This window comes from Rhizobacter sp. AJA081-3 (assembly GCF_017795745.1).
Classification (GTDB): Bacteria; Pseudomonadota; Gammaproteobacteria; order Burkholderiales; family Burkholderiaceae_C; genus Piscinibacter.
Map to the genome: position 1 here is coordinate 2,812,774 of NZ_CP059067.1, position 24,393 is coordinate 2,837,166.

Sequence of the window (24,393 nt, forward strand, 5' to 3'; positions counted from 1 at the left end):
GGCTCAGAAGTCGGCCGCGATGCCGAAGTACCGACCGTTGCTGGCGCGAATGATGTCGTCGACGCTGTCCTTCTGGGTGACCTGCGGCTTGGTCTTGCCGTCCGGCCCCAGGCTGTACATATCGAAGTCGGTGTTCAGGGGGTTGAGTCGACGGTCCTTGCGCGCACCGCCCCGGCCGTTCGCATCGACGTTGTAGTAGACATACGGGCGGCCCCAGGGGTCGAGCTTGCCGTTCAGCCCGATGTCGGCCAGGCTGTCCGGAAAGGCACGCTGATCGAGTTCGAAGCGTTGCACCATGGCGGCCATCTCGACGATCTCCCGCGTGGCGGTACTCGTTCGAATGCGGTCGCGATACGACTGGTACACCGGCGTGGCGATGCCGAACAACACGGCCACGAGTCCGACGACGAACATCAGTTCGAGGAGCGTGAAGCCACGCTGGCGCGCACCAGGCCCAGTTGCCGCCGTGTCCACTGCGGCGGTGCCCCCCCCTGCCGTGGAGGTCATCTGGTCCGAGTCTCGATGAAGGATCATTGCCGTGTGCCCGATCAGTGGCCCTGGCCTCAAGCCCGCAGCACGAACGGCTCGTCGCTGCCATCGCGCAGGCCCAGCCAGGCCACGAACTGGTCGTTGGGCATCGGCCGGCCGAACAGGTAGCCCTGCATGTAGTTCACGCCCAGCGCTTCCAGGCGGGTGCGCTGCAGCGCGGTCTCCACGCCCTCGGCCACCACCTCGAGCCCGAAGCGCAGCGCCACGTCGACGGTGGCCTTGATCAGCACCTCGCCGCCGCCGGGAACGTCCTTCACGAACGACTGGTCGATCTTCACCAGGCTGACCGGCTGCTTCATCAGCGAACTGAGCGAGGAATAGCCGGTGCCGAAGTCGTCGAGCGCGAGTTCGACGCCCATGTCGCGCAGGTCCTGCAGCGTCTGCGAGACGCCTTCGCTGCGCGCCATCGGCAGGCTCTCGGTCAGCTCGATCACCAGCCGCTGCGGCGGCAGCTTGGCCGCGGCCAGGGCCTCGCGCACCTGCGACACCAGCTTGCCGGAGGTGACCTGGATGGCCGAGACGTTGACGCTGAGCTTGGGCGGGTTGTTGCCCGGCCAGCGCGCCGCGTCGAGGCAGGCCTGGCGCAGCACCCATCGGCCCATCGCGTGGATCTGGCCGTTGGCCTCGGCCACCGGAATGAACTCGCCCGGCGAGACATGGCCCCAGCTCGGGTGCGGCCAGCGCGCCAATGCCTCGACGTGGCTGGCGCTGCCGTCGATGGCACTGACGATGGGCTGGTAGTTGATTTCGAGCTGTCCGCGCTCCAGCGCGCCGGGCAGCGCCTGGGCGATCTGGTGCTGGCGCTGCGCCTTCTTGGCAAGTTGAACGTCGAACACGCGCACACGGTCGCGGCCCTCGGTCTTGGCGGCGTAGACGGCGTGGTCGGCGGCGATGATCAGCGCCTCGGGGGAGCGCCCGTGGTACGGCGCCAGCGCGATGCCGATGCTGCAGCCCACGCGCAGCGTGCCGTCTTCCAGGCGGATCGGCACGCACAGCTCGGCGCGCAGCTTCTCGGCCACCATGCGCACCTGCTCGATGCGGCCCAGGCCGGGCAGCACGACGATGAATTCGTCACCGCCCCAGCGCGCCGCGAAGCCGGCACGCGGCAGGCTCTCGCGCAAGCGCTCGGCGACCACGCGCAGCACCGCGTCGCCGGCCAGGTGGCCGTGCTGGTCGTTGACTTCCTTGAACTCGTCGAGGTCGAGGAACAGCAGCGCCAGTTCGCCCTTGTTGTCGGGGTGCGTCATCGGCTCGAGCAACTCGACGAGGTGCTCGTTGATGCCCTTGCGGTTGGGCAGCAGCGTCAGCGGGTCGGTCACGGCCTGGCGCGCCAGGTCCAGCGAACGCCTTTCCAGGTCGGCGGTGCGCTGGTCGGCCGTCTGCACCTGGCCTGAACGCGCATGCGCTTCGCGCACCGCGGCCTCGGCCGCCGCGTTCTCCAGCGCACCCACGGCCTTGGCGAGTTCGAATTCGAGCAGGCCGATGCGGTCGGCATGCCCGGCCTCGGAGCGCGTGAGCCGCCGCGCTTCATCGACGGCGATGCGCGTGGCCCGCATCTGACGGTCGCTCGCCACCGCCGTGACGCACAGTGCGCCGAGCAACACCAGCAGCATCGCGGCCGGTACGAGGCTCGCCGGCGTCGCCATGCCGAACAGCCAGGCCGCACCGGACGACAGCATCAGCGCGGCCTGGGCGATCGCCACTCTGGGCACCGCGCGCAGCGCAAGGAATTCCACGAACGCCACGCCGGCCGCCGCCAGCATGGCGAGCAGGCGTTGCGCGTCGTCGAGCTCGGCGAAACGCAGCCAGGGCAGCGCCGCCCAGAGCAAGGCTGTGGCGGCCACACCGAGCATGTAGTTGCGCGTCCAGCGCATCGGGTCGGCCAGCGGCGCGGTCGCGCGGGCCCGGGCCCAGTGCGCCAGCCGCAGCGTGACCAGCAACAGGGCCGCGCCGAGCCAGCTGCGCGCATGGGCCAGTGTGTTGAACTGCCCGAGCGACACCGCGGTGAGCAGCGCCAGCAAGGCGCCCGCGCCGGTCACCGCCGGCGCCGCACGCAGCGCGCCGGATACGACGTCGTCGTGCAACGCGATGTCGACCACGGGCTCGGCCGCCGCCTGCGGAATCGAGACGGCCGGCTCCGACACGCGGATGGCGTCGTCTTCGGAGGCTGGCAGCGAGGTCAGCATGGGGTCGGGGCAGTGGGAGTTTCGCGCGCGCGGAGCATGGAAGTGGCGAGGCACAGGCCCGCAGCAGCAAGGCTACGGTAACGACCTCCTCTTCGGCACAAGCCGTGACAACTCAAGCGCGGCGTGCGTGACTTCGGCACGTGACGCCCGGCATGAATCCTGCCCGGGCGTGACGGGCGCCACGGCCCCGTGCGGAGATCAGGCCCCTGCCGCGGCCGCCAGGCGCCGACTGCGGCGGGCGGCCCACAGAGCCGTGAGATACGGCACGAGCAGCAGCGCGAAGGCCAGCGCAGCGAGCAGGACGCGCGCATCGCCGCTCACGCGCACAGGGCGCGACAAGGCCTCGTCGCGCAGGGCCTTGGACAGCGCTGCGGCGGAGCGCAGCTTGTGGAAGGCGAAGCCGTTTTCCTGCGCGAGCAGCCGCAGGTAGGGCTCGCGCAGCCCGGACAGGTGCTCGCTGCCCGGCGTGGCGCCCAGACCGGCGGCTTCGGCGCCGCCCTCCTCCACCATCGATTCCTGGCCGACGCTGGCGCCGCGGCCCTGGCTGCGCGGGTCGACCTGCGCGACCTCGTCGGCACCCCAGAAGCCCAGCGGCCGGCCCAGCGGATCGAGCTTGGGGATCGGCGAAGGCCGGGCCTGGCCCACGCCGACGATCACGCCGGCCACCTCGCCCGGCTTGTCGTCGAAGGCGGGGCGATGGCGTGCATTCAGCGGCGGCGACTCGTGGCCATCGGTCACGAACACCAGCGAAGGCGTGCCCGGCAGCGCCTTGGCGACGACGACGCTGCTGTGCAGACCCTTGGCGACTTCGCTGTTGCCCGACCAGGCCATGCGGCCGTCGATGGCGGCCAGCGAGGCGCGCAGCTCCGCGCGGTTGGCGCACACCTCCACCGGCGTGAACAGCAGGTAGCTGCGGTACTCGGTGAAGATCGCCCAGCCGAGCTTGGAGCCGCAGGGCAGGTCCTGCAGTGCCCCGTGCAGCGCCTGCTTGGCGAATGCCAGGCGCGACACCGGCTTGCCATCGAGCAGCTCGTCCTGCACGTTCATGCTCTGCGTGACGTCGATCACCACCACGTGCTCGAACAGCGAGCGTTTCCAGGGCAGCTTCGGCTGCAGGAAGCCGATCGCCAGCAGCAGCGCGGCCAGCGCCAGGCCGAGGCGGCCGCGATCGCGCGACCACTCCAGCCACCAGCGCCGCCAGACTGCCGTCATCCTCACGGCAGGCCCGGCGAGTAGCCGCGCATGGTGGTGGCAGCGCGCTCGGCGCTGCGGCGTGCCTCGGGCGGCTCCTCGTCGACCTCCTCGGGGTCGGCCACCAGGCGCTGCGCGCGTTCGAGGTTGTAGCGCGCGGCCCAGTCTTCGGGGTCGTGGCGCAGCACCTCGCGGTAGCTCTCCTTGGCCAGCTCGATCAGCGCCAGCGCCTGGCCCGGCTGCGCGCCCGCACGCATCGCGATGCCCTGGCGCATCAGCAAGTTGGCGCCGTTGTAGCGCGCCGCCTGGCCCACGGGCGTGTCGGCATGCAGCGCGCCGTAGCGGTTCAGCGCGGCCTCGCCGGCGCCGCTGGCGGCCTGTGCGTAGGCATGGGCGAAGCGCAGCTCGGCCGGCGACTGCGCGTCTTCGGGTGGCAGCGTGCCGGCGACGATCTGCGCATTCAGGCGTTCGGCCTGGACCACCTGCCAGCCGTCGCGCGCGGCCGCGGCGCCGAGCAGAGCGAGCAGCGTCCAGGCGATTCGAATCCCCACTTTTCGACTCAGGCCCATCGGCGGATCTCCAAGAGGCGCGCCGCCAGCAGCAGCAGCACGGCCGCCAGCGCCAGCGCCTGCGCGTAGGGCGCGAGTTCGCGGCGTGGCACCAGGTCGTTGTAGGTGATGGGCAGCTTCTCGAGGCGATTCACATCGTCGATGGCACGCTGCAGCGCGCGGGAGTCGCTTGCCTCGTAGGCACGGTACGGCGTCTCCAGGGCGTTGAAGAAGTCGTGCAGCAGGATCTCCGGCACGCTCTCGGCTGCGGCCGCCGAGTCGTCGGCGGCGAGCGTGAGGCCGGGGCTGTTCGACGAGCGCAGGTACAGCCAGTAGATCGACACGCGCTGCTTGCGCGCCAGGTGCGCGAGGCGCTCGCGCGTGTCCGGGTCCATGCGGTCGCCGCCGTCGGAGACCAGCATGATGATGCGCGAGCCGTTGTAGGGTCGGTCGTTGAAGAGGTCCATGCCGACCTCGAGCGCGCGGCCGATGTTCGTCTCCGACAGGCCGCGGCCGATGTTGCCGGCCTCGATGGCGGCCTGGATCACCTCGCGCTTGGCGGTGAAGTCGAGCACGCGCATCGGCAGCGTGCTGAAGGCCACCAGCGCGAAACGATCGTCGGGCCGCTGCGCGGTGAAGTCCGAAAGCAGCTGGCGCGCCACCTTGCCCTTGGATTCGCGCAGCCGCCCGGGCGTCTGGCTGAAGTAGTACTCCAGCGCCTCGGGGCTGTTGGCCTTGCCCGGCGGAGGCGCGCGGCCGGGCGCGAAGCCCTGGTCCATGCTGCGGCTGCGGTCGAGCAGCAGCACGATCTCGGCGCCCTGCCCGACCCGCTCGACGGCGTACTCGGGCCGGTGCGGGCCGGCCATCGCGAAGAGCAGCGCGGCGAGTGCCAGCGACGCTGCCGCGCGCAGGGCCCAGCCGAGCAGATCGGAGGCGCGGTCGCGCGGCGCGAAGGCGAGCCAGCCGTTGTCCAGCGACACACCCGCCGGCGCCCGCAGCGGGATCAGCGCCAGCGGCAGCAGCCAGAGCACCCAGGCGTCGTCGAAGGCCACCCAGCTCATGAGATTCATGCGATGCCCCGCTCGGCGTCGCGGCAGCGCCGGCACAGGGCGCGCAGCCAGGCGCCGTCGTCCGGCTGCCGTGCGGCGCCGCCGAAGAACTCGGCGCGCGACATCTGCAGGAAACGCGCAAGGTCGTCGCGCACGGCGGCGAACGCGGGCTGGCGTGCGACGAAGGCCTCGAGCCCGCGCTCGAACAGCACCTCGCCGGCGCTGCGGTTCAGCGCCTCGTGCAGTTGCACGCAGGCCTCGCGCCACGGTGCCTCGGCCGGGTTGGCCGCCAGGCCGCGCAGCCGGCGCCAGGCCACGCCGAACGGCCTGTTGCGTGCAGCGGCCCAGGGCGGCCCGAGGTGCACGACGGCCAGCCAGGCCAGCAGCAATGCCGCCACCGCCGCGAATACCTCGAGCCGCCGGCGCGCTTCGCTGGTGTCGATCAGCGGCGGCGGCTTGTCGGGCTGCAGTTCGCCGTAGCCGCGGCGCGTGGGCGCCTGCACCGGGACGAGCGGCGAGATGGTGACGGGCCAGGCCTCGACCAGCACCTCCTCGATGCGCGACGCGCCGGCAAACCGCAAGCGCAGCGGCGCGATCTCCACCGTGCGCACATTGGCCGGCGCGAGGAACACCTGGTAGTCGAGATCGAGCTCGAGACGCCGGCCACCCTCGACCGTGCGGCGTGCCACCTGGCGCAGTTCGAGCGCCTGCCCGCGCCCGCCCGGCCGCGGCAGCGTGGCCTCGTCCAGGCGCCAGCCCTCGGGCACGTGCACGACGACCTGGCGCTGCACGTGGTCACCGACCCGGTAGCCGTAGGCGCGCGGCTCGCTCGACTCGACACGCAGCACCGCATCGGACGCTGCCTGAGCCAGTGTCGCCGCCAGCGCCAGGCCCACCGCCCACAGAGGATGCAGCGTCTTCTTCATGCGAGAAAGTGGCGCGTCACCGCATCGGCATCGAAGGCGCCCTCGATGAACATCGGCGCCAGACGGCGCGCGCGGAAGGCCTGCAGCAGCGCCTGCCGCCGCTCGTCGTGTGCCGCCACCCAGCGCTCGCGCAGCGCCGGGCGCCACCACAACCAGCGCTGTTCGCCGCTCTCCGGCTCTCGCACCTGCGCCAGGCCGCGCGTCGCCCCGAGCGCGAACTCGGCCGGCTGCCACAGCACGATGGGCACCACGTCGTGCGAGGCCAGGCTGTCGAGCACCGCCTCGACTTCGGCCAGCGGCAGATGAAAGTCCGACACCAGGAACACCAGCGCGCGCTGGCGCGGCAGGTGCCGGTGCGCCTCGCGCAGCGCCCGCGCCGATCGGCCCTGCGGCTGCAGCGTGCGCAGGCGCTGTGCCAGCGCCACGCCGGCGCCGCGCACGCGCGACTGCAGCTGCGTGAAAGCTGGCTGCACGCGTTCGTCGCAGCCGACGAAGCCGAAGCTGTCGCCGGTGCGCCAGGCCGACCAGGCCAGGCTCTCGGCGAAGTCGGCGAGCACCTCGAGCTTGCGCTGCGCACCCTCGAAGCCCATCGAGGCCGACAGGTCGGCGACCATCGCCACGGGGATCGACTTGCGCTCGCTGTGCAGGCGCACGATCCAGCCGCCGAAAGGGTCGCGCAGGCTGGCATGAAGGTCCAGCCGCCGCACGTCGGGTGCATCCTGCAGCGCCGCATGGCCGCGGAACTCGAAGCCGCTGCTGCCGCTGCGGCTGCGGTGGTGGCCCGGGAACAGGCCCACCGCCGCGCCGGCGACGCGGTAGTGCAGCTCACGGATGCGCGTCATCGCGACGTCAAGGCGCAGCGACCGCCGCCACGATCGCCGACATCAGCCGCGGCGAGATCTCGTGCCGGTGCAGCTCGAACACCGGCTGGTAGCACAGGCGGTGCGCGATGGTCTCGACGAAGACGGCCTGCACATCCTCCGGCGTGACGTAGCCGCGCCCTTCGAGCCAGGCGGCCACGCGCGCCGCACGCAGCAGCAGGCTCATGCCGCGCGGGCTGGCGCCGGCGAGCATCAGCTGCGCGGTGTCGAGATCCGACAGCGTCACGCCGAACTTGGCCGGCTCGGCGGTGGCGCGCCACAGCCCGAGCGCGTAGTTCTGCAGCGCGTCGGAGGCCTGCACGCTGTGCTGGATCACCTCGGCCAGCGCGTTGAGTTCGCGGTGCGGCACCATCGCCGCCTGCAGCGCGCCGACCAGGCGGTCGGTGTCGTGGAAGCGCGGGTCGAACATCAGCGCGCGGCGCTGCGCGTCGTCGGCCGGCGCGTCGATGGTGATCTCCATCATGAATCGGTCGCGCGCGGCCGACGAGATCTCGAAGGTCTCCTCGCGCTCGACGCGGTTGCGGTCGGCGAACACCAGCAGGTGCGGGAAGTGGAACTCGCGGTTGAAGGCCGACACGCTGCGCTCGGCCATCACGCGCAGCAGCAGCGCATGCACCTGAGGGCGCGCACGGTTGATCTCGTTGAAGAAGAAGATCGCCAGGTCTTCGCCGTGGCGGATCAGCGGCCCGGGTTCGACGGCTGGGCGGCCCTGTTCGCTGATGTAGGTGTAGTAGACGAGGTCGTTGGGCATCAGGTCGACCGTGCCCTCGGTGCGCGCGAAGGCGCCGCCGAGCACCTGCGCGAAGGCGCGCAGCAGCGTCGTCTTGCCCACGCCCACATCGCCCTGCAGCAGCACGTGGCCGCGAGCGAACACCGCGGTGTTGACCAGCCGCAGCACGCGCGCCTGGCCGATCACCGCCTTGCCGACTTCAGCTTCCAGGGTCAGGGCCCGCTGCCGCCAATCGGCGAGCAGCGCATCGTTGCGGTCCATGCGGCGTCCTTCGTTGCACCTGCGTGATCGTGCCACGGTCTGGCACAGTGTGCGCCAGGGGCGGCACAGCAGGCCCGGATCGGCGCTGCACCGACCCGGGGAAGCAAGAGGCAAGCCGCCGCGCAGCGGCAGGTTCAGAACTGCAGGCGCACGCCCAGCCAGGCGGCACGCGGCGCACCGGGGCCGACGAACTGCTCGGCCCGCCAGTCGGCCGGTGCCTGGATCGCGCCGGCGGCGTCGAAGGCGTTCTCGCCCAGGATGCCGGCACTGCCGTAGCGGCGGTCGAACAGGTTGCTGACCTTGCCGAACAACTCGACGTTGGCGGTGGGCTTCCAGCTCGCCGTCATGTCGACCACGGCGAAGCCGCCGACCCGGCCCTTGCCGTTGAAGTCGACGCCATCGGGCTGGTGCGCGTTGTTTTCGTTGCCCCGCACGAACTGGCCCGAGTAGGCGCGCAGCTGCGTGCCGACGCTCCAGCCCGCAGCCGGCTGCCAGTCGGCGCCGAGCTTGAAGCTGTGCTGGGGCAGGCCGGGGATGCGGTTGCCCGGGCGCACCTCGATCTCGTCGTCGCCGGTGCAGGCGGCGCTGGTCTCGGCGGTGCTGTTGCCTTCGGCCACGATGCAGGCCGAGGATTCGTAGGTCGCGCGCAGGTAGCTGTACGAGGCCGACCAGCCGAAGCTGCTGTACTGCTGAGCCAGGCCGAGTTCGAGGCCCTGCCGCTGCGTGCGGCCGAAGTTGGTGAAGTAGCCGGCCGCCAGCCCGTTGCTGATGAACAGCAGGTCGTCACTGTTCACCGTGTGGAACAGCGCGGCGTTCCACTGCAGCTGCGGCGCGAACTTGCCGCGGGCGCCGAGTTCCAGCGTGCGCGAGACCACCTGCTTGAGCGGCGGGTCGGATTGCAGCGCATTGGGCAGCACGCAGGCGTTGGCCGGATCGGAGCAGCCCAGCTCGATCGGGCTGGGCGCGCGGTTGCCCTGGCTGAGGCTGCCGAACAGCGTGAGCGTCGGAGCGGCCTGCCAGGTCAGGCCGGCGGCGGGGTTGAACTTGCGGTAGCGGCCCTCGCCGTCGAGCGTGGTCGGCAGGCCGAGCGTGATGCGACCGTCGTCGACGGTGCTCACGCGGGTGTCGTTGTAGCGGCCAGACAGCGTGAGCTGCAGGTTGGGCTGCAGCGAGATCAGGTCGTGCACATAGAGGCTGGTGGTGCGGCTCTTGCCGGAGATCAGCGCATCGACCTCCGGGTCGTCGGTCGGGACCACCGCGCGCGTGGCGTCGAGGTCGCCTTCGGCCTCGGTCTGCTCGAAGTTGCTGCGCGAGCGGTCGATCGAGACCCCGACCGTCAACTGCTGGCTCGCCAGCCTGTGCGTGGACTGAAGCGCCAGGCCCTCGCCGCGCTGATGGGTCTTGGTGCGGTTCTCGACGCCGGTTTCCGTCACGGTGGGCGGGTCGTAGTCGTCGTTCAGGTCGCCATTGAGCGTGGCCGTGCGCGAGCGGCGCACATAGGCAGTGGCCGCCAGCTGGTGCGTCGCGCTGACCTCGTAGCTGGCGTTGAGCGCCAGCATGGTCATCTTCGTCTTCGTCTGGTCAGGCCGCGTGTAGACCTGCGCCCGGTTCTGCTCGAGCATCGACTCGGGAAGCAGGCCATTGCCAATGAGGGTGTTGTTCGCATGGGTGAGGCTCAGCGACCAGGACAGATCGCCCAGGTGCTGACCGCCCTTGACGAACAGCTGCTTCACCTTCGACGGCGAGTACTCGCGCCAGCCATCTTCGTCGAACATGCTGGCGGCGAGGAACAGATGGCCTGTCTCGCCAAGCCGGCGACCGTGCGTCACTTCGCCGGAGAAGCGCTTGAACGAGCCGGCCTGCAGCTCGACCTCGGTGCCGGGGTGGCTGTCGCCGCTCTTCGTCTGCAGCGTCAGCGCGCCGCCCAGCGTGTTCAGGCCGAACACCGGGTTCGAGCCCGGCAGCAGCGTCAGGTTGGCCAGCGCGGCACGGGGCACCAGGTCCCAGTTGACGACGTCGCCGAACGGGTCGTTGATGCGCACGCCGTCCTGGAACACCGACAGGCCCTGCGGCGTGCCCAGCAGCGGGCTGGCGGTGAAGCCGCGGTAGTTGACGTCCATCTGGTAGGGGTTGCCCTGCACTTCGTTGACGTTGGCGCTGGGCATCAGCGTCGTCATCGCGTCGGGCAGGTTCAGGCTCTGCGTCTGGCGCAGCCGCTTGTCACCCAGTGTCTGCACGTTCGACGGGATCTGGTCCTTGGGCACGCCGATGCCGGGCACGGGGGTCGCGCCGACGACTTCGACGGACGGCAGGGTCTGGCCGGACTGCGCTTGCGCGATGCCGGCGATCAGCGTCAGGCTGGCCAGCGCCAGGGGTTGCAGGCGCCAGCGCGGCGTGCGGATGGTGTTCATGGGTCTCCTCGAATAGGCCACCGTCTTGGGTGCGGCGAGCGCGACGCCGACGCTATCGAACGGCACCGAGGCGATCCAGGGAATTCTTCCCGCCGTGGCGCGGGACCGTGAGGTTCAGACCGGCCCGCTCTCGATCACGCGGTGCCGGATCGCCAGGTGCACCAGCGCCGCCGAAGTGGCCACGCCGAGCTTTTCCTTGATGGCGGTCTGGTGGTTCGAGACCGTCTTGGCGCTGAGGTTGAGCGCCTGCGCGCACTGCGCCGCCGACTCGCCCAGAGCAAGGCGACGGAACACCTCGAACTCGCGCGCGCTCAGCGTCGCCAGTCGCTCGGTCTCGTCCAGCGGATCGCGCTGCAGCAGTTCGGCGGGCAACTCGGGCGCCAGGTAGCGGCGGCCCGCATGCAGCGCGCGCACACCGTCGACCAGGCATTCCGGCGGGCTCGATTTCGGGATGTAGCCGCGCGCGCCGGCTTCCAGCGCGCGCCTGACCAGCATGGCGCCGTCGTGCATGCTGAACACAAGCAGGCGCGCATCGGCCTTGCGCTGACAGACGCGCCGGATCAGCTCCATGCCGCCTGAGGGCATGGACAGATCGGTGACCATCACGTCGGGTTGGTGCTCGACCCAGGCCAGGTAGGCCTCCTGGCCATCGTTCGCATCGGCCACGACACGGATGTCGCCGGCCTGCTCGAGCAAGCGCTGGTAGCCGGCGCGCACCACCGGGTGGTCGTCGGCGATCAGCACGCGGATCACCGCGCACCTCGCCACAGGCCAGGTTGCTCAGCCCGGCGCACGCGCCATCCCCATGCGCTGCACGGCAATCCTCTCCTTGGCGTACTCCTCACGCAGCCACTGGCCGTACTCGGCAGGGCCGAGGTAGTTGAGTTCCTGGTCGTACTTGCCGATCTCGTGCACGAACGCCGGATCGAACATCGCCTTGCGGAAGGCCTCGTGCAGCGTCGAGACGACGGCCGCCGACATGCCGCGCGGGCCGCCCAGGCCATAGGGCGACATGGCGACGATCGGGTAGCCGAGTTCCTTGAGCGTGGGCACGCTCGGCCAGCGTGGCGAACGCTTGGCCGCGAAAGTGGCCAGCAGCCGCAGCCGCCCCGAATCGACGAAGGGCGCGAAGCCGGTGGAATTGACGCCCACCATCACCTGCCCGGTGTCCACCGCCAGCACCTGCTCCGAGGTGCCCTTGTAGGGCACGTGGATGTACTTCATGCCGCGCGCGGTGAACAGTTCCTCGAGCACCATGTGCGGCGTGGTGCCCACGCCGTTGGTGGCGATGCTCAGTTCGCCGGGCCGCGCCTTCGCGAAGGCGAACAGGTCGTCGAGCGTGCGAAAACCGCTGGCGGCCTGCACCAGCACGCCGAAGGTGACGCCGGAGATCTGGATGATCGGCGTGACGTCGCGGATCGGATCCCACAGCACCTTCTGCGTGAAGGGCACGCGCAGTATCGGCTGCGGCAGCTGCGCGATGGTGTACCCATCTGGTTCGGCCTGCTGCAGGATCGGCATGGCCAGCGTGCCACCGGCGCCGGGCCGGTTTTCGACCAGCACGCGCTGGCGCAGCTGGCGGCCGGCGAGTTCGGCGAGCAGCCGCATGGTGATGTCGGTCGCGCCGCCGGCCGCCCACGGCACCCACAGCGTGACCGGACGCGTCGGGAAGGCATCGCTGGCGCGCGTCGGCGCCGCGTGCGCCGTGCCGATCGCCGCCATCGAGGCCAGCCAGCGCCGGCGTGTCCAGAGCGCCGCGTTCACGAGCCGCCCCCCCGCTTGGTCAGGCCGCCGAAGCCGCGCTGCGGGTCATAGCCCCAGCAGGCCAGGCCGAAGAACACCGCCAGGCAGCCGAGCACCACCCACGGCGCCAGCCCCGGGTCCTTGCCATACAGGGCGAAGCGGATCCATTCGACCGCATGCGTGAACGGGTTGAAGCGGGCCAGCTGATAGACCCACTCGGCGCCCGATTCCTGCAGCTTCCACAGCGGGTACAGCGCGGTCGACATGAAGTACATCGGGAAGATGACGAAGTTCATCGTGCCGGCGAAGTTCTCGAGTTGCTTGATGTGCACCGACAGCAGCAGGCCGAGCGCGCCGAGCATCAGCGCGCCGGCGAGCAGCGCCACGAGCGCGTGAAGCACGCTCCACTCGAACACCGGCAGATCGGTGCCCAGCAGCAGCGCCACGATCACGAAGGCCAGCGCCTGCAGCACCGACAGCAGCGCCGTCGCGCACAGCTTGCAGAACAGCAGCCACGAGCGCGGCAGCGGCGCGGTGAGCAGCAGCCGCATCAGGCCCATCTCGCGGTCGTAGACCATGGCCAGCGACGACTGCATGCCGTTGAACAGCAGCACCATGCCGATCAGGCCCGGCGCGATGTAGACGTCGTAGGGGATGTAGGTGTCGTAGGGCTCGACGATGGCCACGCCGAACACGTTGCGAAAGCCCGCGGCAAACACTGCCAGCCACAGCAGCGGCCGCACCAGTGCCGAAACGAGCCTGCCGGTCTGCTGGGAGAACTTCAGCACCTCGCGCAGCACGATCGCGCGCATCGCCTGCAGCGCATGCGGTACGCCGCGGCGCAGCCCGGTGGCGGGGGTCAGCGCGGCGCTTTGCATAGTTTCTCCGGCGCATCGGCGCCCAGGGTGTCGAGCACGTTGCTCGGGTGCAGCAGGCCTTCGATCGGCGCCTGCGAAATGACGCCCTGTCCGTCGGTGAGCAGCAAGGTCTGGCGCAGCTGGCCGTCCCACGCGCGGAAAGTCATCGCCGTGCCCTTGGAGCCGTCGACCGGGGTCCTGGCCAGCGCCTGAGCCCAGGCGGCGTTCGGGCCCTTGGGCGCCGCCACGGCGGCACCCACCAGCGCCTTGCCGGCCATCCAGGCCGACCAGTCGTGCGCCGTCATCGGCCGCCGGGTGGCCTTGGCAAAGCGGCGCGAGACCTGCGGCGCGCCGAAGCGCTCGAACTGCGCATGCCAGGCCACGGCGACAAGGCCGGCGTCACCGACCACCGGCCGCGGCAGCACGGTGCGGTAGGGCAGCGAGCGGGCAAATTCGCCGTCGCTGTCGACCACCCAGACGGCGTCGTAGTTCGCGCCGGCGGTCAGCAGCAGCGGGTTGGCGAGGTCGCGCTCGCGTGGATCCGCCGACATCTTGAAAGGCTTGCTCGCCACCGCCTTCAGGCCATAGCGCTTCATCGAGGCCTGCACGGTGGCCGCCCGCAACTGGTCTGCAGGGCTCGGGCCGACCAGCAGGAGCAACTGGGTCCATTTGCGCGACACCAGGGTCTGGGCGAGTGCATCGGCGCGCATGCGCTCGCTGGGCATCAGATGAAAGAGCCTGGCGCGGCAATCCTGCGCGCGCAGCCGGTCTGCCGGATCGGCGAGATTGAGCACCGGCAGCTTGACCGCATCGACGACGGCCAGCAGCCAGTCGGTCGGCAGGTCGACGAGCAGCACGGCGGCACCGGCCTTCTCGGCAGCCAATGCGGCCGCTCGCGCCGCATCGAGCGAGGCGGCTGCCTGCGTCGTCACCGCGACACCGGCTTGCGCCGCGTCGAGCTCGAACTGGCCTTCCTCGAGGGCCATCTGCACGCCATCGCCGGCGGGGCCGGTCGGGTGGCCGAGATAGGCGCGTTCGGCGCGCGAGCGCTCCAGCCGCGTGTCGTCCGCCGGGACCAGCAGCGTCGCCTTCAGGGTGGCGGCGACCGCGGGAGCCGTGGCCAATGCCAAGGCCAGCGCCAGGGCGGGAACTCTCATTCCACCACCACCAGGCCGTAGGGAACGCGTCCGACGGGAATGCTCTTGATCGCCTTGGCGGCCGCCACGTCGACGACAGTGACATCGTCGCTCAGGCCATTGACGACCCACAGGCGCGCCTCGGCCTTGTCGAGCGTGACGTTCCAGGCCCGCTTGCCCACCAGCACCAGGTCGGTGACCTTGCGCCCCGGCACGTCGACAAAGGCCACGTGGTTGGCCTTGCCCAGCGACACGAAGGCGCGCTTGCCGTCGCGCGTCATGGTGATGCCCACCGGAGAGATGTCCTCGGCACGCGCCCCCTTGACGGCGAACTTGATGCTGCCGAGCACGCTGTGGTCAGCGGTGGAGACAATGCTCACGCTCGCATCCAGCTCGTTGGTGACCCACAGCTCCTTGCCGTCGGGCGTGATCGCCATGCGCCGCGGGCGCTTGCCGACCTTGATGTTCTTCACCACCTTGGCGGTGGCCACGTCGATCACGTGAACCAGGCTGGCCACCTCGGAGGTGACGTACAGCGTCTTGCCGTCGGCGCTGAGCTTCACGCCCTCGGGCTCCTTGCCCACCTTGACGGCCTGCAGCTGCTTGCCGCTGGCCGCGTCGATGAAGCTCGCCTCGCCTTCGTCCTCGTTCGACACGTAGATCGTCTTGCCGTCCGGCGACAGGTCGAAGGCCTCCGGCTCGTCGCCCAGCGGCACGCGCCGCACCGACTTGCCGGTGGCCGGGTCGATGATGTCGGCGGCGTTCGAATCCGTGCAGGCGACCATCAGATTGCCATCGGGCATGCGCTGGATGTGGCGGCCACGCTTGCAGGTCGGGATGGTGCCCTTCACCGCCAGCGTCTTGGTGTCGATCAGCGTCAGTGCGTCGTCCTTCTCGCTGCTGACATAGGCGGTGCCCTGGGCGGCGGCAGCCGTGGCGGCCAGGGCGAGCGTCAGCGCGATCAGCGGGCGGGCAGTGGTCAGCATGGGCATCGTTCCTTGCATCGTTCGTGTCAGTGGGTGCGGGCGATGAAGCCCGCCTCGAGCGTCGATTCGCCGAGCGCTGCCGTCACCTCGGCTGGGCTGCCATCGGCCAGCAGACGGCCCTTGTGCAGCACCAGCACGCGGTCGGCGCCTTCGGTCTCCTCGACCCAGTGCGTGGCCCACAGCACGCACACGCCGCGCTCCCGGACGTCGGCATGCAGCGCCGCCAGCAGGTCCTGACGCGATTTCGGGTCGAGCCCGACGGTGGCTTCGTCCATCAGCAGCACGCTGGGTTGGTGCAGGGTGGCGCGAACCAGTTCCACCTTTCTGCGGTTGCCGCCGGAAAGCTCGCGCACCTTGCGCTCGAGCTGGCCGTCCAGCCCGAAGCGCTTGCAGCCCGCTTCGATGCGCTCGCGCGCCAGCGCGCCCGGAAGACCATGCAGGTCGGCCTGGAACATCAGGTTGCGGCGGATGCTCAGGTCCAGGTCGAGCGAGATCTGCTGGAACACCACGCCGATGTGGCGCAGCGCGCCGGCGCCGGCATGCCGCAGCGAATGCCCCGCCACCTCGACATCGCCCTCGTCGGCGGCGAACAGCCCGGTGAGCACCTGGAACAAGGTCGATTTGCCCGCGCCGTTGGGCCCGAGCAGCGCCACGAAGCTGCCCGGCGCCAGCGCCAGGGTCAGCTTGTCGAGGGCGGCATGCTTGCCGTATCGCTTGGTCAGGCCCGTCGTGCGCAGCACGGCGGCGGAAGGGTCAATGGTCATCGATGCGGTCGGGCCAGGTGATCAGCGATTGGCGTGGGTCAAGGTGAACGGTCGAGCAAGGGCCGGGCCCGTGGATGCAGCGCGGCACGATTGGATGGGGGCCGGCACCGCGTCGCAAGGGCGTGGAATCCCGCGCTTGATTTTCGGCGCGTGGCACACCCCGCGGCGCCGATCCGATCCGGGCGGCCGATTGTGTCTCGCATCGATGAAACACTCTGTTCCGCAGTCGATGACACGGATTCGGCGCACCTTGTCAGCGAGATCGGAATGAGCGCTGCCGGCGTCAGCAGTTCAGGCCGCCAGCACCCGTGGTTTCCCTATGAGGATCATCCCTGGAGTCCATGCATTGAGGGCCTCCAGACGGCACATTTCGGTGCGACAGGGCCACACGATGGTCAGCCGCGGCGGGCGCGCCGACGTTGAGGACTGGAACCACCGGTCGCAAGCGTCGATGACGGCCAGGCGGCAAATAAAGCGGGCGCAGAAATTGCGGTTGGGCCGACGCCGAGCTCTCGAGATCGCGCGGGGTGTTGGTCCAAAGGTAGTACCGCGCGAAACAGACTCCGGTCACTTCAACAAGGAGACATCGATGCGAATTTCAGGGCAATCCCGCAGCCATGCCTGGTCGGCATTGGGTTTGGCGGTTCTTGCACTTCCGGGCTTGGCGCTGGCCAACGCGGACGTGGAAAAGAACATCGCCAACTCCAAGAACTGGGCGATGCAGGCTGGCGACATGTTCAACCAGCGCTACAGCAAGCTGAACCAGATCACCACGGGCAACGTGGGCAAGATGCAGGTCGCGTGGACCTTCTCCACCGGCGTGCTACGCGGACACGAAGGCTCGCCGCTGGTCGTGGACGGCAAGATGTACCTGCACTCGCCGTTCCCGAACAAGGTGTTCGCGATCGACCTGGACACCAACAAGATCCTGTGGAAGTACGAGCCGAAGCAAGACCCGGCCGTGATTCCGCAGATGTGCTGCGACACGGTCAACCGCGGTCTGGCCTATGCCGAAGGCAAGGTCATCCTGCAGCAGGCCGACTCCAACCTGATCGCGCTGGACGCCAAGAGCGGCAAGCTGATCTGGTCGGTGAAGAACGGCGACCCGAAGCTGGGCGCCGTCAACACCAACGCGCCGCACGTGTTCAAGGACAAGGTCATCACCGGCATTTCCGGTGGCGAGTGGGGTGTGCGCGGCTTCATCGCCGCCTACAACCTGTCCGACGGCAAGCTGGCCTGGAAGGGCTACAGCGTCGGCCCCGACGCCGAGATGCTGATCGACCCGGCCAAGACCACCACCTGGACGGACGGCGCGGTCAAGCCCGTCGGCCCGGATTCTTCGCTGAAGACCTGGAAGGGTGACCAGTGGAAGATCGGCGGCGGCACGACCTGGGGCTGGTACAGCTACGACAAGGCGCTCAACGCCATGTTCTACGGCACCGGCAACCCGTCGACCTGGAACCCGGCGCAGCGCCCCGGCGACAACAAGTGGTCCATGTCCATCTGGTCGCGTGACGTCGACACCGGCAAGGTCAACTGGGTCTACCAGATGACGCCGTTCGACGAGTGGGACTTCGACGGCATCAACGAGATGATCCTGGCGGACATCAACGTCAAGGGCAAGCCGACCAAGGCGCTGGTGCACTTCGACCGCAACGGCTTCGGCTACACCCTGGACCGTACCAACGGTGCCCTGCTGGTGGCCGAGAAGTACGACCCGAAGGTGAACTGGGCCACGCACGTGGACATGAAGACCGGCCGTCCGCAGGTCGTGTCCAAGTACTCCACCGCGCAGAACGGTCCGGACGTCAACACGAAGGGCATCTGCCCGGCGGCGTTGGGCTCCAAGGACCAGCAGCCGGCGTCGTTCGACCCGAACACCAAGCTCTTCTACGTGCCGACGAACCACGTCTGCATGGACTACGAGCCGTTCAAGGTCGAGTACACCGCAGGCCAGCCGTACGTGGGCGCCACGCTGTCGATGTTCCCGGCTCCGGGAAGCCACGGCGGCATGGGCAACTACATCACCTGGGATGCGGGCACGGGCAAGATCGTGCAGAGCAAGGCGGAGAAGTTCTCGGTGTGGAGCGGCTCGCTCAACACCGCGGGCGGCCTGTCGTGCTACGGCACGCTCGAGGGTTACCTGAAGTGCGTCGATGCGAAAGACATCAACAAGGAACTTTTCAAGTTCAAGACGCCCTCAGGGATCATCGGCAACGTGTTCACGTATGAGCACAAGGGCAAGCAGTTCATCGGCGTGTTCTCGGGCATTGGCGGCTGGGCCGGCATCGGCATGGCAGCGGGCCTCGAGAAGGACACCGACGGCCTGGGCGCGGTGGGTGGTTACAAGGAACTGAACCAGTACACCGAACTGGGCGGTTCGCTGACCGTGTTCGCATTGCCGAACTGATCGCAGCACACGGGCCGGGCACGTGGCCGGCCTGAACCCGGGGGGATGGAGCCCGAGGGCACCGTCCCCCTTTTTCACAACGGAAGACGCACAAATGTTTCGGAAAACTCTGCTGGCCCTGTCCCTTCTCGCCGCTGGTTCCGCTTTCGCCCAGTCGCAGCTCTATACCGTGGTCGACGGCTACAAGGTTGACGAGAACACGATGAAGGGCTTCCGCACCTGGCGTGCCGCGGCCTGCGACCGCTGCCACGGCGCCAACCAGGAAGGCATGGTCGGCCCGTCCCTCGTCAACAGCCTGAAGACGATGACGAAGGATGAGTTCGTGAAGACCGTGCGCGACGGCCGGCTTGAAAAAGGCATGCAGAGCTTCGGCACCAGCCAGCAGGTGATGGACAACATGGACCACCTCTATGCGTACCTGAAGGGCCGCTCCGACGGTGCCATCACACGCTCCAAGGTCGAGCCGATCGCCAAATGACCCTGATTCGCATCGCGGCGCTGAGCGCCGCCATGGCATGGGGCCTGCCCGCCGCAGCCCAGGACGCCCCGCCCAAGCGCGAGGCCCTGCGTGTGTGCCAGGACCCGAACAACCTGCCGTTCTCGAACACGAGCGCGCAAGGCATCGAGAACCGCATCGCCGACGTGTTCGGCAAGGCCCTGGGCCTGCCGGTCACTTACTACTCATTTCCGCAGCGGCTGGCTTTCATCCGCAACACGCTGCGCTACAAGCTGCCGGGGCAGGACTATCCCTGCGACATCGTGATGGGCGTGCCCGCGGGCTATGACCAGGTGTCGGTGACCAAGCCCTACTACCGCTCCACCTATGCGCTGGTGTTCGCGCAGGGCAAGGGCATGGACCAGGTGCGCTCCGGCCAGGATTTCCTCAAGCTCGATCGCGCGATGCTGACCAAGCTGCGTATCGGCCTGTACGACCGATCACCCGCCTCCGACTGGCTGTCCAAGCACGGCCTGGTCGACAGCGGCGTGCCTTACCAGATCATGAACGCCGACCCGAACCAGTACCCGGGCGAGATCATCGAGAAGGACCTCGCTGCCGGCAAGATCGACGCCGCTATCGTGTGGGGTCCGATCGCCGGTTACTTCGCCAAGCGCGTCACCTCGCCCGCGCTGACGGTGGTGCCGCTGCGCTCCGAGCCGGGCGTGAAGTTCGACTACGAAATGGCCATGGGCGTGCGCTACGGCGAGCGCGAGTGGAAGCAGCAGGTCGAAGGCCTGCTCGAGTCCCGCAAGGCCGAGATCGGCGCCATCCTCAAGGAATTCGGCGTTCCCATCGTCGACGAGAGCTACGCCGCGCAGAAACCCTGACGGCGTGGCAAGCTGTCACCATGAAGTGCCTGCTGTCCCTGTTCCTGCTGCCGGCGCTGGCCGTGCCGCCGCAGATGGCGCATGCTGCGCTGGACCAGGCAGCGTACGTGAGCCTGGCCGCCAGCGTGCTGCGCGTGGAAGCGCCCCGACCGCGCGGCGGCTACGCCTTCGGCTCGGCCGTGGCCATTGCCCCCGACAAGGTGGTGACCAACTGCCATGTCACGCGTGAGGCGCAGCAGATCCACGTGCTGCGTGCCGGCCTGCGCTGGCCGGTGCAGTGGCAGGCGAGCGATCTCAGGCGCGACTTGTGCCTGTTGCAGGTGCCCGGCCTGCAGGCCCAGCCGGTGACATTGGGCCACGCCGCCACGCTGGCCATCGGCCAGCAGGTCACGGCGCTGGGCTACACCGGCGGGCTGGGCATCCAGAACAGCGCCGGTGAGGTCGTGCAACTGCATCGCCACGACGGCGCTCAGGTGATCCAGAGCACCAACTGGTTCAGCTCGGGCGCCAGCGGGGGCGGCCTGTTCGATGACGACGGCCGGCTCGTGGGCATCCTGACCTTCCGGCTGCGCGGCGGCGAGTCGCACTACTACGCCGCGCCGGCGGAGTGGGTCGCGCAGATGCTCGACGAGACGCAGCGCGGCAGCTTCCGCAAGGTGATGCCGCTGGACAGCCAGCCGCTGCCCTATTGGCAGACAGGCACTTCGGCGCAGCCACGCTTCCTCAGGGCGGCCGTGCTGGTGCAGAACGACCGCTGGAGCGAACTGGAAGCGCTGGCTTCGGAATGGTCGCGCGCCGACCCCGGCGACGCCGAAGCCTGGTACCTGCTCGGCACGGCGCTGGCCCGTCAAGACCGCCTGCCGGAGGCACGCCTCGCCCTCGAATGCTCGCTCAGCCTGGAACCCGCACGTGCCGCAGCCCGCGAGCGGCTTGCCGACGTGGCGACGCGCGGCGCGGCGGCCACCCCTGTCCCGAAACCCTGCCCCACCGATCGGCCTTGACCCCATGACCCTCCGTTTCCGTACCGCCCTGAAGCGCCCTGCCGCGGCGCTGGCCGCCCTGCTTTGCCTGGCCGCACCCGCCCTCGCTGCAGAGGATTTTTCTCCCGCCGAGCGAGCGTTGTTCATGAGCAACCAGCTCACCTCGCTGAAACCGCCGGCGACGCTGAACTATGCGTTCAGCAAGTCCGGCAGCATGGAAGAGGCCTTCGACGACAAGGTCAGCATCAGGCTCAAGGCCAAGGCCGACGGCAAGTGCTGCGCCGCGTCAGCCGATTTCCTCGGCGGCCCGCGCAAACTCTCGCTGCCCGAAGTCGAGGAGGCCGAGGGCAACCCGGTGGTGCTGTACTTCCTCGAGCGCGACATCCGCGAGATGAGCCGTCTCACCAAGGGCAAGCCGAACTACTTCCGCAAGCGCATCCGCATGGCGATCGCCGAGACGGCGCAGATCAAGGAGGTGTCGCTGCCCTACCGCGGCAAGAATGTCGCGGCGCGCGAGATCAGCGTCGCCCCGTACCTGGACGACCCGCTGCGAACTCGCTTCGAGAAACTGGCCAACAAGCAGTACGTGTTCACGCTGTCCGACGCGGTACCCGGTGGTGTCTACGCCGTGCGCACGCGCATCGACGGCGAGTCGCCGGCCGCCGCGCCGCTGCTGGTCGAAGAGATGGTGCTCGATGGCGCCAGGCCCTCTGCGCGCAACCCCTGAACTCCGGAAGCTCCCGATGAAGACCCTGCCCCGATTCCTCGCAGCCGCTGCATCGCTGGCGCTGGCCGGCGTCGCCGCCGCCAACGACTTCCCGACCGTCGACCGGGTCCTCTACGTGCAGGAGTGCATGAAGACCCACCCCGGGCCGTACTACGAGATGGTCAACAAGTGTTCCTGCGCGCTCGACGCGCTGGCGCGCGAGGTCAAGCACGAGGACTACGTGAACATGATCACCATCGTCAACGCCATCTCGATCGGCGGCGAGCGCGGCAGCGAACTGCGCGACAACGAGACCGTCAAGCCGCAGATCAAACGCTACCGCGACCTGCAGGCCAAGGTGCAGCAGGGTTGCTTCATCGCGCCGAAGTAGGCCCGACATGAACCACCTCGCACGCCTGTTCGCCCTGCTGCTGCTCGTCGCTGCGGGTCTGTCCCAGGCCCGCAACCTGCAGCCCACCGACGACCCCGACGCCAGCCCGGTGTGGCAGAAGGTGCGAGCGAGCCTGTTCGAGGGCCGCAGCATCGCGCCGGCACCAGCCGACATGCTGGTGCTGGAGGCACCTTCGCGCGCCATCGATGCCGCGGTCGTGCCGATCGCCATCCGCTCGCGCTGGCCGCAGGGCGCGGGCCGCTACATCAGCAAGCTCTACCTGATCATCGACGCCAACCCGTCGCCCATCTCGGCGATCTTCCAGTTCGCGCCGGAGAGCGGCCGAGCCGAAATCGAGACCCGTGTGCGTGTCGACGCCTACTCGCACGTGCGCGCCATCGCCGAGACCAGCGATGGCCAGCTCTTCGGCGTGACACGCTTCGTAAAGGCCTCCGGCGGCTGCTCCGCACCGGCCGGCAGCGACGCGCAGGCGGCGGCGGCCTCGCTCGGCCAGATGCGCTTTCGCGTCGAGGGCGACCTGAAGGGCCGCACGCCGGTGCTCGCCCAGCTGATGATCGACCACCCCAACCATTCCGGCCTGGCGATGGACCAGTACTCGCGCCAGTTCACCCCGGCGCACTACGTGCGCAAGGTCGACGTGACCTACGACGGCAAGCCGGTGTTCAGCGCCGATGTGGACTTCTCGATCAGCGAGAACCCGAACTTCCGCTTCTGGTTCCAGCCGCAGGGCAACGGCGAGCTGCGCGCCACCGTGGTCGACTCGCGCGAGCTGCGCTTCGTCGCCGCACAGGCACTGCGCGACACGCCGAAATGATCCGTCGGATCCTGGCGATCTCGCTGTGGCTGGCCGGCGGCGCAGCTTCGGCGGCGCCGTTCGCCTACATCACCAACCAGGGCAGCCACGATGTCTCGGTGATCGACCTGGCTCAGCAGAAGGTGGTGGCCACCGTGCCGGTGGGCCGCTCGCCGGCTGGCGTGGTGGCGTCCAGCCGTGCCGGCCGCGTGTTCGTCTCCAACCCCGACAGCCGGACGATCTCGGTGATCGACATGCGCACGCAGCGCCTGGTCGACACGCTGCCGGCCGGCACGGGACCGGTGGGCATCGATGCCTCGCCCGACGGCACGCTGTTGTTCGTCGCCGACTGGTACCGCAACCGCCTGCTGCTGATCGATGCCACGCAGCCCGGCGCCGCGGCCACGGAGATCGCGGTGGGCAAGGCACCGGCCGGTGTCGCCGTGTCGGCCGACGGCCGCACGGTGTACGTGGCCGAACGCGACGACGACAGCGTGGCGGCGATCGATGTCGCCACGCGGGCGATCCGCACGCGTGTGCGCGTCGGCACGCACCCCTTCGCGCTGCTGATCGACGAGCCGCGCCAGCGCCTGTACGCGCTGAACGTGCTCAGCGACGACGTCTCGGTGGTCGACCTGCGTGCGATGAAGCTCGCGGCCACGGTGAAGGTCGGCCGCGCGCCCTACGGCGCGGCGCTGGCCCACGGCGGCCGGCTGCTCTACGTGACCAACCAGCACGCCGACACGGTGAGCGTCATCGACACCGAGACACTCGCCGTGCGGCGCACGCTCGACGGCTTCGGCTACCCCGAGGGCGTGGCCGCGCACGGCGACAGCGTCTACGTCGTCAACTGGATGGACGACAACGTCAGCGTGCTCGACGCGGAGAGCGGCCGTTCGCTGGCGCGCATCGACACCGGCAAGAACAGCCGCGGTTTCGGCGCCTTCATCGGCGCGCCCGCCGCGCCATGAACCTTCACATCCCCGACTGACTAGGAGACTCACGATGCAAATGCGCGCCTTCCGATGGCTGACCGCCCTCGCCCTGCTGACCGGCTTGACCGGCATGAGCGGCCCTGCCGCGGCCCATGGCCCGACGCGGCAGAAGGTGGTCGAGACGATTGCCATCGACGCGCCGGCCGACAAGGTGTGGGCGATCATCGCCAACTTCGATGCGCTGAAGAACTGGCACCCGGCCGTGGCCGAGAGCCCGGCCAGCAAGGCCAACGAAGAAGGCTCGGTGCGCGAGCTCAAGCTCAAGGGCGGCGGCGCGCTGACCGAGACGCTGGAGAGCCACGACGCGGCGAAGATGAAGTACAGCTACCGCGCCAAGGACGGCGGCGCCCTGCCGGTCACGAACTACACCTCGACGATCACCGTGAAGGCCGAAGGCAAGGGCTCGGTGGTGGAGTGGCGTGGCGCTTTCTACCGCGGCTTTCCGAACAACGATCCGCCGCCCGACAAGAACGACGAAGCCGCCGTGGCCGCGGTCACCGGCGTCTACAAGTCGGGACTGGCCAACCTGAAGTCGATGGCCGAGGCCAAGTAG

At 69.3% G+C, this 24,393-nt stretch carries 24 protein-coding genes; 9 read left to right on the top strand and 15 right to left on the bottom strand.

The window, feature by feature from the left end; all coding sequences use genetic code 11:
- Nucleotides 1–3: 3 nt before the first annotated feature.
- The 15 genes from HZ992_RS26050 to HZ992_RS13420 form a co-directional block, all read right to left on the bottom strand.
- Nucleotides 4–507: a prepilin-type N-terminal cleavage/methylation domain-containing protein gene (locus HZ992_RS26050; RefSeq protein ID WP_209382340.1), complete on the bottom strand. Its 504-nt coding sequence runs from the start codon at nucleotides 505–507 to the stop codon at nucleotides 4–6.
- A gap of 56 nt (nucleotides 508–563) precedes the next feature.
- Entirely contained in the window at nucleotides 564–2,735 is a 2,172-nt protein-coding gene (locus HZ992_RS13355; protein WP_209382341.1) for a putative bifunctional diguanylate cyclase/phosphodiesterase, read from the bottom strand.
- A 198-nt stretch (nucleotides 2,736–2,933) separates the two neighbouring features.
- On the bottom strand, nucleotides 2,934–3,947 hold the full coding sequence (locus HZ992_RS13360) for a vWA domain-containing protein (protein ID WP_209382342.1): 1,014 nt from the start codon (nucleotides 3,945–3,947) through the stop codon (nucleotides 2,934–2,936).
- A 2-nt stretch (nucleotides 3,948–3,949) separates the two neighbouring features.
- Nucleotides 3,950–4,477 carry an MxaK protein gene (locus tag HZ992_RS13365; protein ID WP_209382343.1) on the bottom strand — a complete coding sequence of 176 codons (528 nt, stop codon included), beginning with the start codon at nucleotides 4,475–4,477 and terminating at the stop codon, nucleotides 3,950–3,952.
- An 8-nt stretch (nucleotides 4,478–4,485) separates the two neighbouring features.
- Nucleotides 4,486–5,544, bottom strand: a complete 1,059-nt coding sequence (locus HZ992_RS13370) for a vWA domain-containing protein (RefSeq protein ID WP_209382344.1) — start codon at nucleotides 5,542–5,544, stop codon at nucleotides 4,486–4,488.
- Entirely contained in the window at nucleotides 5,541–6,449 is a 909-nt protein-coding gene (locus HZ992_RS13375) for a hypothetical protein (RefSeq protein ID WP_209382345.1), read from the bottom strand. Before HZ992_RS13375 ends, HZ992_RS13370 begins: the two co-directional genes overlap by 4 nt.
- Nucleotides 6,446–7,291 (bottom strand): DUF58 domain-containing protein, encoded by an 846-nt coding sequence (locus HZ992_RS13380; protein ID WP_209382346.1) that lies wholly within the window; start codon nucleotides 7,289–7,291, stop codon nucleotides 6,446–6,448. The genes HZ992_RS13375 and HZ992_RS13380 overlap by 4 nt, the downstream gene beginning before the upstream one ends.
- Nucleotides 7,292–7,298: 7 nt before the next feature.
- Nucleotides 7,299–8,321 (bottom strand): AAA family ATPase, encoded by a 1,023-nt coding sequence (locus tag HZ992_RS13385; protein WP_209382347.1) that lies wholly within the window; start codon nucleotides 8,319–8,321, stop codon nucleotides 7,299–7,301.
- 134 nt (nucleotides 8,322–8,455) lie between these two features.
- Nucleotides 8,456–10,732 (bottom strand): TonB-dependent receptor, encoded by a 2,277-nt coding sequence (locus HZ992_RS13390; RefSeq protein ID WP_209382348.1) that lies wholly within the window; start codon nucleotides 10,730–10,732, stop codon nucleotides 8,456–8,458.
- A 114-nt stretch (nucleotides 10,733–10,846) separates the two neighbouring features.
- Nucleotides 10,847–11,485 (bottom strand): response regulator, encoded by a 639-nt coding sequence (locus HZ992_RS13395; RefSeq protein WP_209382349.1) that lies wholly within the window; start codon nucleotides 11,483–11,485, stop codon nucleotides 10,847–10,849.
- A gap of 27 nt (nucleotides 11,486–11,512) precedes the next feature.
- Complete coding sequence (locus HZ992_RS13400; RefSeq protein WP_209387169.1) at nucleotides 11,513–12,454, bottom strand: tripartite tricarboxylate transporter substrate binding protein; 942 nt, start codon at nucleotides 12,452–12,454, stop codon at nucleotides 11,513–11,515.
- 38 nt (nucleotides 12,455–12,492) lie between these two features.
- Entirely contained in the window at nucleotides 12,493–13,353 is an 861-nt protein-coding gene (locus HZ992_RS13405) for an ABC transporter permease (protein ID WP_209382350.1), read from the bottom strand.
- The gene (locus HZ992_RS13410) at nucleotides 13,335–14,489 is read right to left on the bottom strand and encodes a type 1 periplasmic-binding domain-containing protein (protein WP_209382351.1); all 1,155 of its coding nucleotides are present in this window, start codon (nucleotides 14,487–14,489) and stop codon (nucleotides 13,335–13,337) included. Before HZ992_RS13410 ends, HZ992_RS13405 begins: the two co-directional genes overlap by 19 nt.
- Nucleotides 14,486–15,454, bottom strand: a complete 969-nt coding sequence (locus HZ992_RS13415; protein WP_371816735.1) for a PQQ-dependent catabolism-associated beta-propeller protein — start codon at nucleotides 15,452–15,454, stop codon at nucleotides 14,486–14,488. Before HZ992_RS13415 ends, HZ992_RS13410 begins: the two co-directional genes overlap by 4 nt.
- Before the next feature lie 26 nt (nucleotides 15,455–15,480).
- Nucleotides 15,481–16,218, bottom strand: a complete 738-nt coding sequence (locus HZ992_RS13420; RefSeq protein WP_245213012.1) for an ABC transporter ATP-binding protein — start codon at nucleotides 16,216–16,218, stop codon at nucleotides 15,481–15,483.
- Nucleotides 16,219–16,807: 589 nt separating this feature from the next.
- Here HZ992_RS13420 and HZ992_RS13425 point away from each other — a divergent pair.
- The 9 genes from HZ992_RS13425 to HZ992_RS13465 all read left to right on the top strand — a co-directional run bounded on the left by HZ992_RS13425 (nucleotide 16,808) and on the right by HZ992_RS13465 (nucleotide 24,393).
- Nucleotides 16,808–18,628 (top strand): PQQ-dependent ethylene glycol dehydrogenase XoxF, encoded by a 1,821-nt coding sequence (locus HZ992_RS13425; RefSeq protein WP_209382353.1) that lies wholly within the window; start codon nucleotides 16,808–16,810, stop codon nucleotides 18,626–18,628.
- Nucleotides 18,629–18,722: 94 nt separating this feature from the next.
- Nucleotides 18,723–19,106 carry a c-type cytochrome gene (locus HZ992_RS13430; protein ID WP_209382354.1) on the top strand — a complete coding sequence of 128 codons (384 nt, stop codon included), beginning with the start codon at nucleotides 18,723–18,725 and terminating at the stop codon, nucleotides 19,104–19,106.
- Entirely contained in the window at nucleotides 19,103–19,954 is an 852-nt protein-coding gene (locus HZ992_RS13435) for a substrate-binding domain-containing protein (RefSeq protein WP_209382355.1), read from the top strand. The genes HZ992_RS13430 and HZ992_RS13435 overlap by 4 nt, the downstream gene beginning before the upstream one ends.
- Before the next feature lie 20 nt (nucleotides 19,955–19,974).
- The gene (locus HZ992_RS13440) at nucleotides 19,975–20,955 is read left to right on the top strand and encodes a S1 family peptidase (protein WP_209382356.1); all 981 of its coding nucleotides are present in this window, start codon (nucleotides 19,975–19,977) and stop codon (nucleotides 20,953–20,955) included.
- A gap of 4 nt (nucleotides 20,956–20,959) precedes the next feature.
- Entirely contained in the window at nucleotides 20,960–21,661 is a 702-nt protein-coding gene (locus HZ992_RS13445) for a hypothetical protein (protein WP_209382357.1), read from the top strand.
- Nucleotides 21,662–21,677: 16 nt separating this feature from the next.
- A complete protein-coding gene (locus tag HZ992_RS13450) occupies nucleotides 21,678–22,031 on the top strand; it encodes a hypothetical protein (protein ID WP_209382358.1) in 354 nt (117 codons plus the stop codon).
- Between the two features lie 7 nt (nucleotides 22,032–22,038).
- Entirely contained in the window at nucleotides 22,039–22,866 is an 828-nt protein-coding gene (locus HZ992_RS13455) for a quinoprotein dehydrogenase-associated SoxYZ-like carrier (RefSeq protein WP_209382359.1), read from the top strand.
- Complete coding sequence (locus HZ992_RS13460; protein ID WP_209382360.1) at nucleotides 22,863–23,816, top strand: YVTN family beta-propeller repeat protein; 954 nt, start codon at nucleotides 22,863–22,865, stop codon at nucleotides 23,814–23,816. Before HZ992_RS13455 ends, HZ992_RS13460 begins: the two co-directional genes overlap by 4 nt.
- A gap of 34 nt (nucleotides 23,817–23,850) precedes the next feature.
- Nucleotides 23,851–24,393 carry an SRPBCC family protein gene (locus tag HZ992_RS13465; protein WP_209382361.1) on the top strand — a complete coding sequence of 181 codons (543 nt, stop codon included), beginning with the start codon at nucleotides 23,851–23,853 and terminating at the stop codon, nucleotides 24,391–24,393.

Coding starts and splice junctions, on each gene's coding strand:
- HZ992_RS13410 (WP_209382351.1), bottom strand. CDS start 14,489: ATGAGAGTTCCCGCCCTGGCGCTGGCCTTGGCATTGGCCACGGCTCCC.
- HZ992_RS13370 (WP_209382344.1), bottom strand. CDS start 5,544: ATGAATCTCATGAGCTGGGTGGCCTTCGACGACGCCTGGGTGCTCTGG.
- HZ992_RS13390 (WP_209382348.1), bottom strand. CDS start 10,732: ATGAACACCATCCGCACGCCGCGCTGGCGCCTGCAACCCCTGGCGCTG.
- HZ992_RS13355 (WP_209382341.1), bottom strand. CDS start 2,735: ATGCTGACCTCGCTGCCAGCCTCCGAAGACGACGCCATCCGCGTGTCG.
- HZ992_RS13405 (WP_209382350.1), bottom strand. CDS start 13,353: ATGCAAAGCGCCGCGCTGACCCCCGCCACCGGGCTGCGCCGCGGCGTA.
- HZ992_RS13380 (WP_209382346.1), bottom strand. CDS start 7,291: ATGACGCGCATCCGTGAGCTGCACTACCGCGTCGCCGGCGCGGCGGTG.
- HZ992_RS13465 (WP_209382361.1), top strand. CDS start 23,851: ATGCAAATGCGCGCCTTCCGATGGCTGACCGCCCTCGCCCTGCTGACC.
- HZ992_RS13455 (WP_209382359.1), top strand. CDS start 22,039: ATGAACCACCTCGCACGCCTGTTCGCCCTGCTGCTGCTCGTCGCTGCG.
- HZ992_RS13440 (WP_209382356.1), top strand. CDS start 19,975: ATGAAGTGCCTGCTGTCCCTGTTCCTGCTGCCGGCGCTGGCCGTGCCG.
- HZ992_RS26050 (WP_209382340.1), bottom strand. CDS start 507: ATGACCTCCACGGCAGGGGGGGGCACCGCCGCAGTGGACACGGCGGCA.
- HZ992_RS13450 (WP_209382358.1), top strand. CDS start 21,678: ATGAAGACCCTGCCCCGATTCCTCGCAGCCGCTGCATCGCTGGCGCTG.
- HZ992_RS13415 (WP_371816735.1), bottom strand. CDS start 15,454: ATGCTGACCACTGCCCGCCCGCTGATCGCGCTGACGCTCGCCCTGGCC.
- HZ992_RS13375 (WP_209382345.1), bottom strand. CDS start 6,449: ATGAAGAAGACGCTGCATCCTCTGTGGGCGGTGGGCCTGGCGCTGGCG.
- HZ992_RS13400 (WP_209387169.1), bottom strand. CDS start 12,454: ATGGCGGCGATCGGCACGGCGCACGCGGCGCCGACGCGCGCCAGCGAT.
- HZ992_RS13460 (WP_209382360.1), top strand. CDS start 22,863: ATGATCCGTCGGATCCTGGCGATCTCGCTGTGGCTGGCCGGCGGCGCA.
- HZ992_RS13385 (WP_209382347.1), bottom strand. CDS start 8,321: ATGGACCGCAACGATGCGCTGCTCGCCGATTGGCGGCAGCGGGCCCTG.
- HZ992_RS13360 (WP_209382342.1), bottom strand. CDS start 3,947: ATGACGGCAGTCTGGCGGCGCTGGTGGCTGGAGTGGTCGCGCGATCGC.
- HZ992_RS13445 (WP_209382357.1), top strand. CDS start 20,960: ATGACCCTCCGTTTCCGTACCGCCCTGAAGCGCCCTGCCGCGGCGCTG.
- HZ992_RS13430 (WP_209382354.1), top strand. CDS start 18,723: ATGTTTCGGAAAACTCTGCTGGCCCTGTCCCTTCTCGCCGCTGGTTCC.
- HZ992_RS13425 (WP_209382353.1), top strand. CDS start 16,808: ATGCGAATTTCAGGGCAATCCCGCAGCCATGCCTGGTCGGCATTGGGT.
- HZ992_RS13420 (WP_245213012.1), bottom strand. CDS start 16,218: ATGACCATTGACCCTTCCGCCGCCGTGCTGCGCACGACGGGCCTGACC.
- HZ992_RS13435 (WP_209382355.1), top strand. CDS start 19,103: ATGACCCTGATTCGCATCGCGGCGCTGAGCGCCGCCATGGCATGGGGC.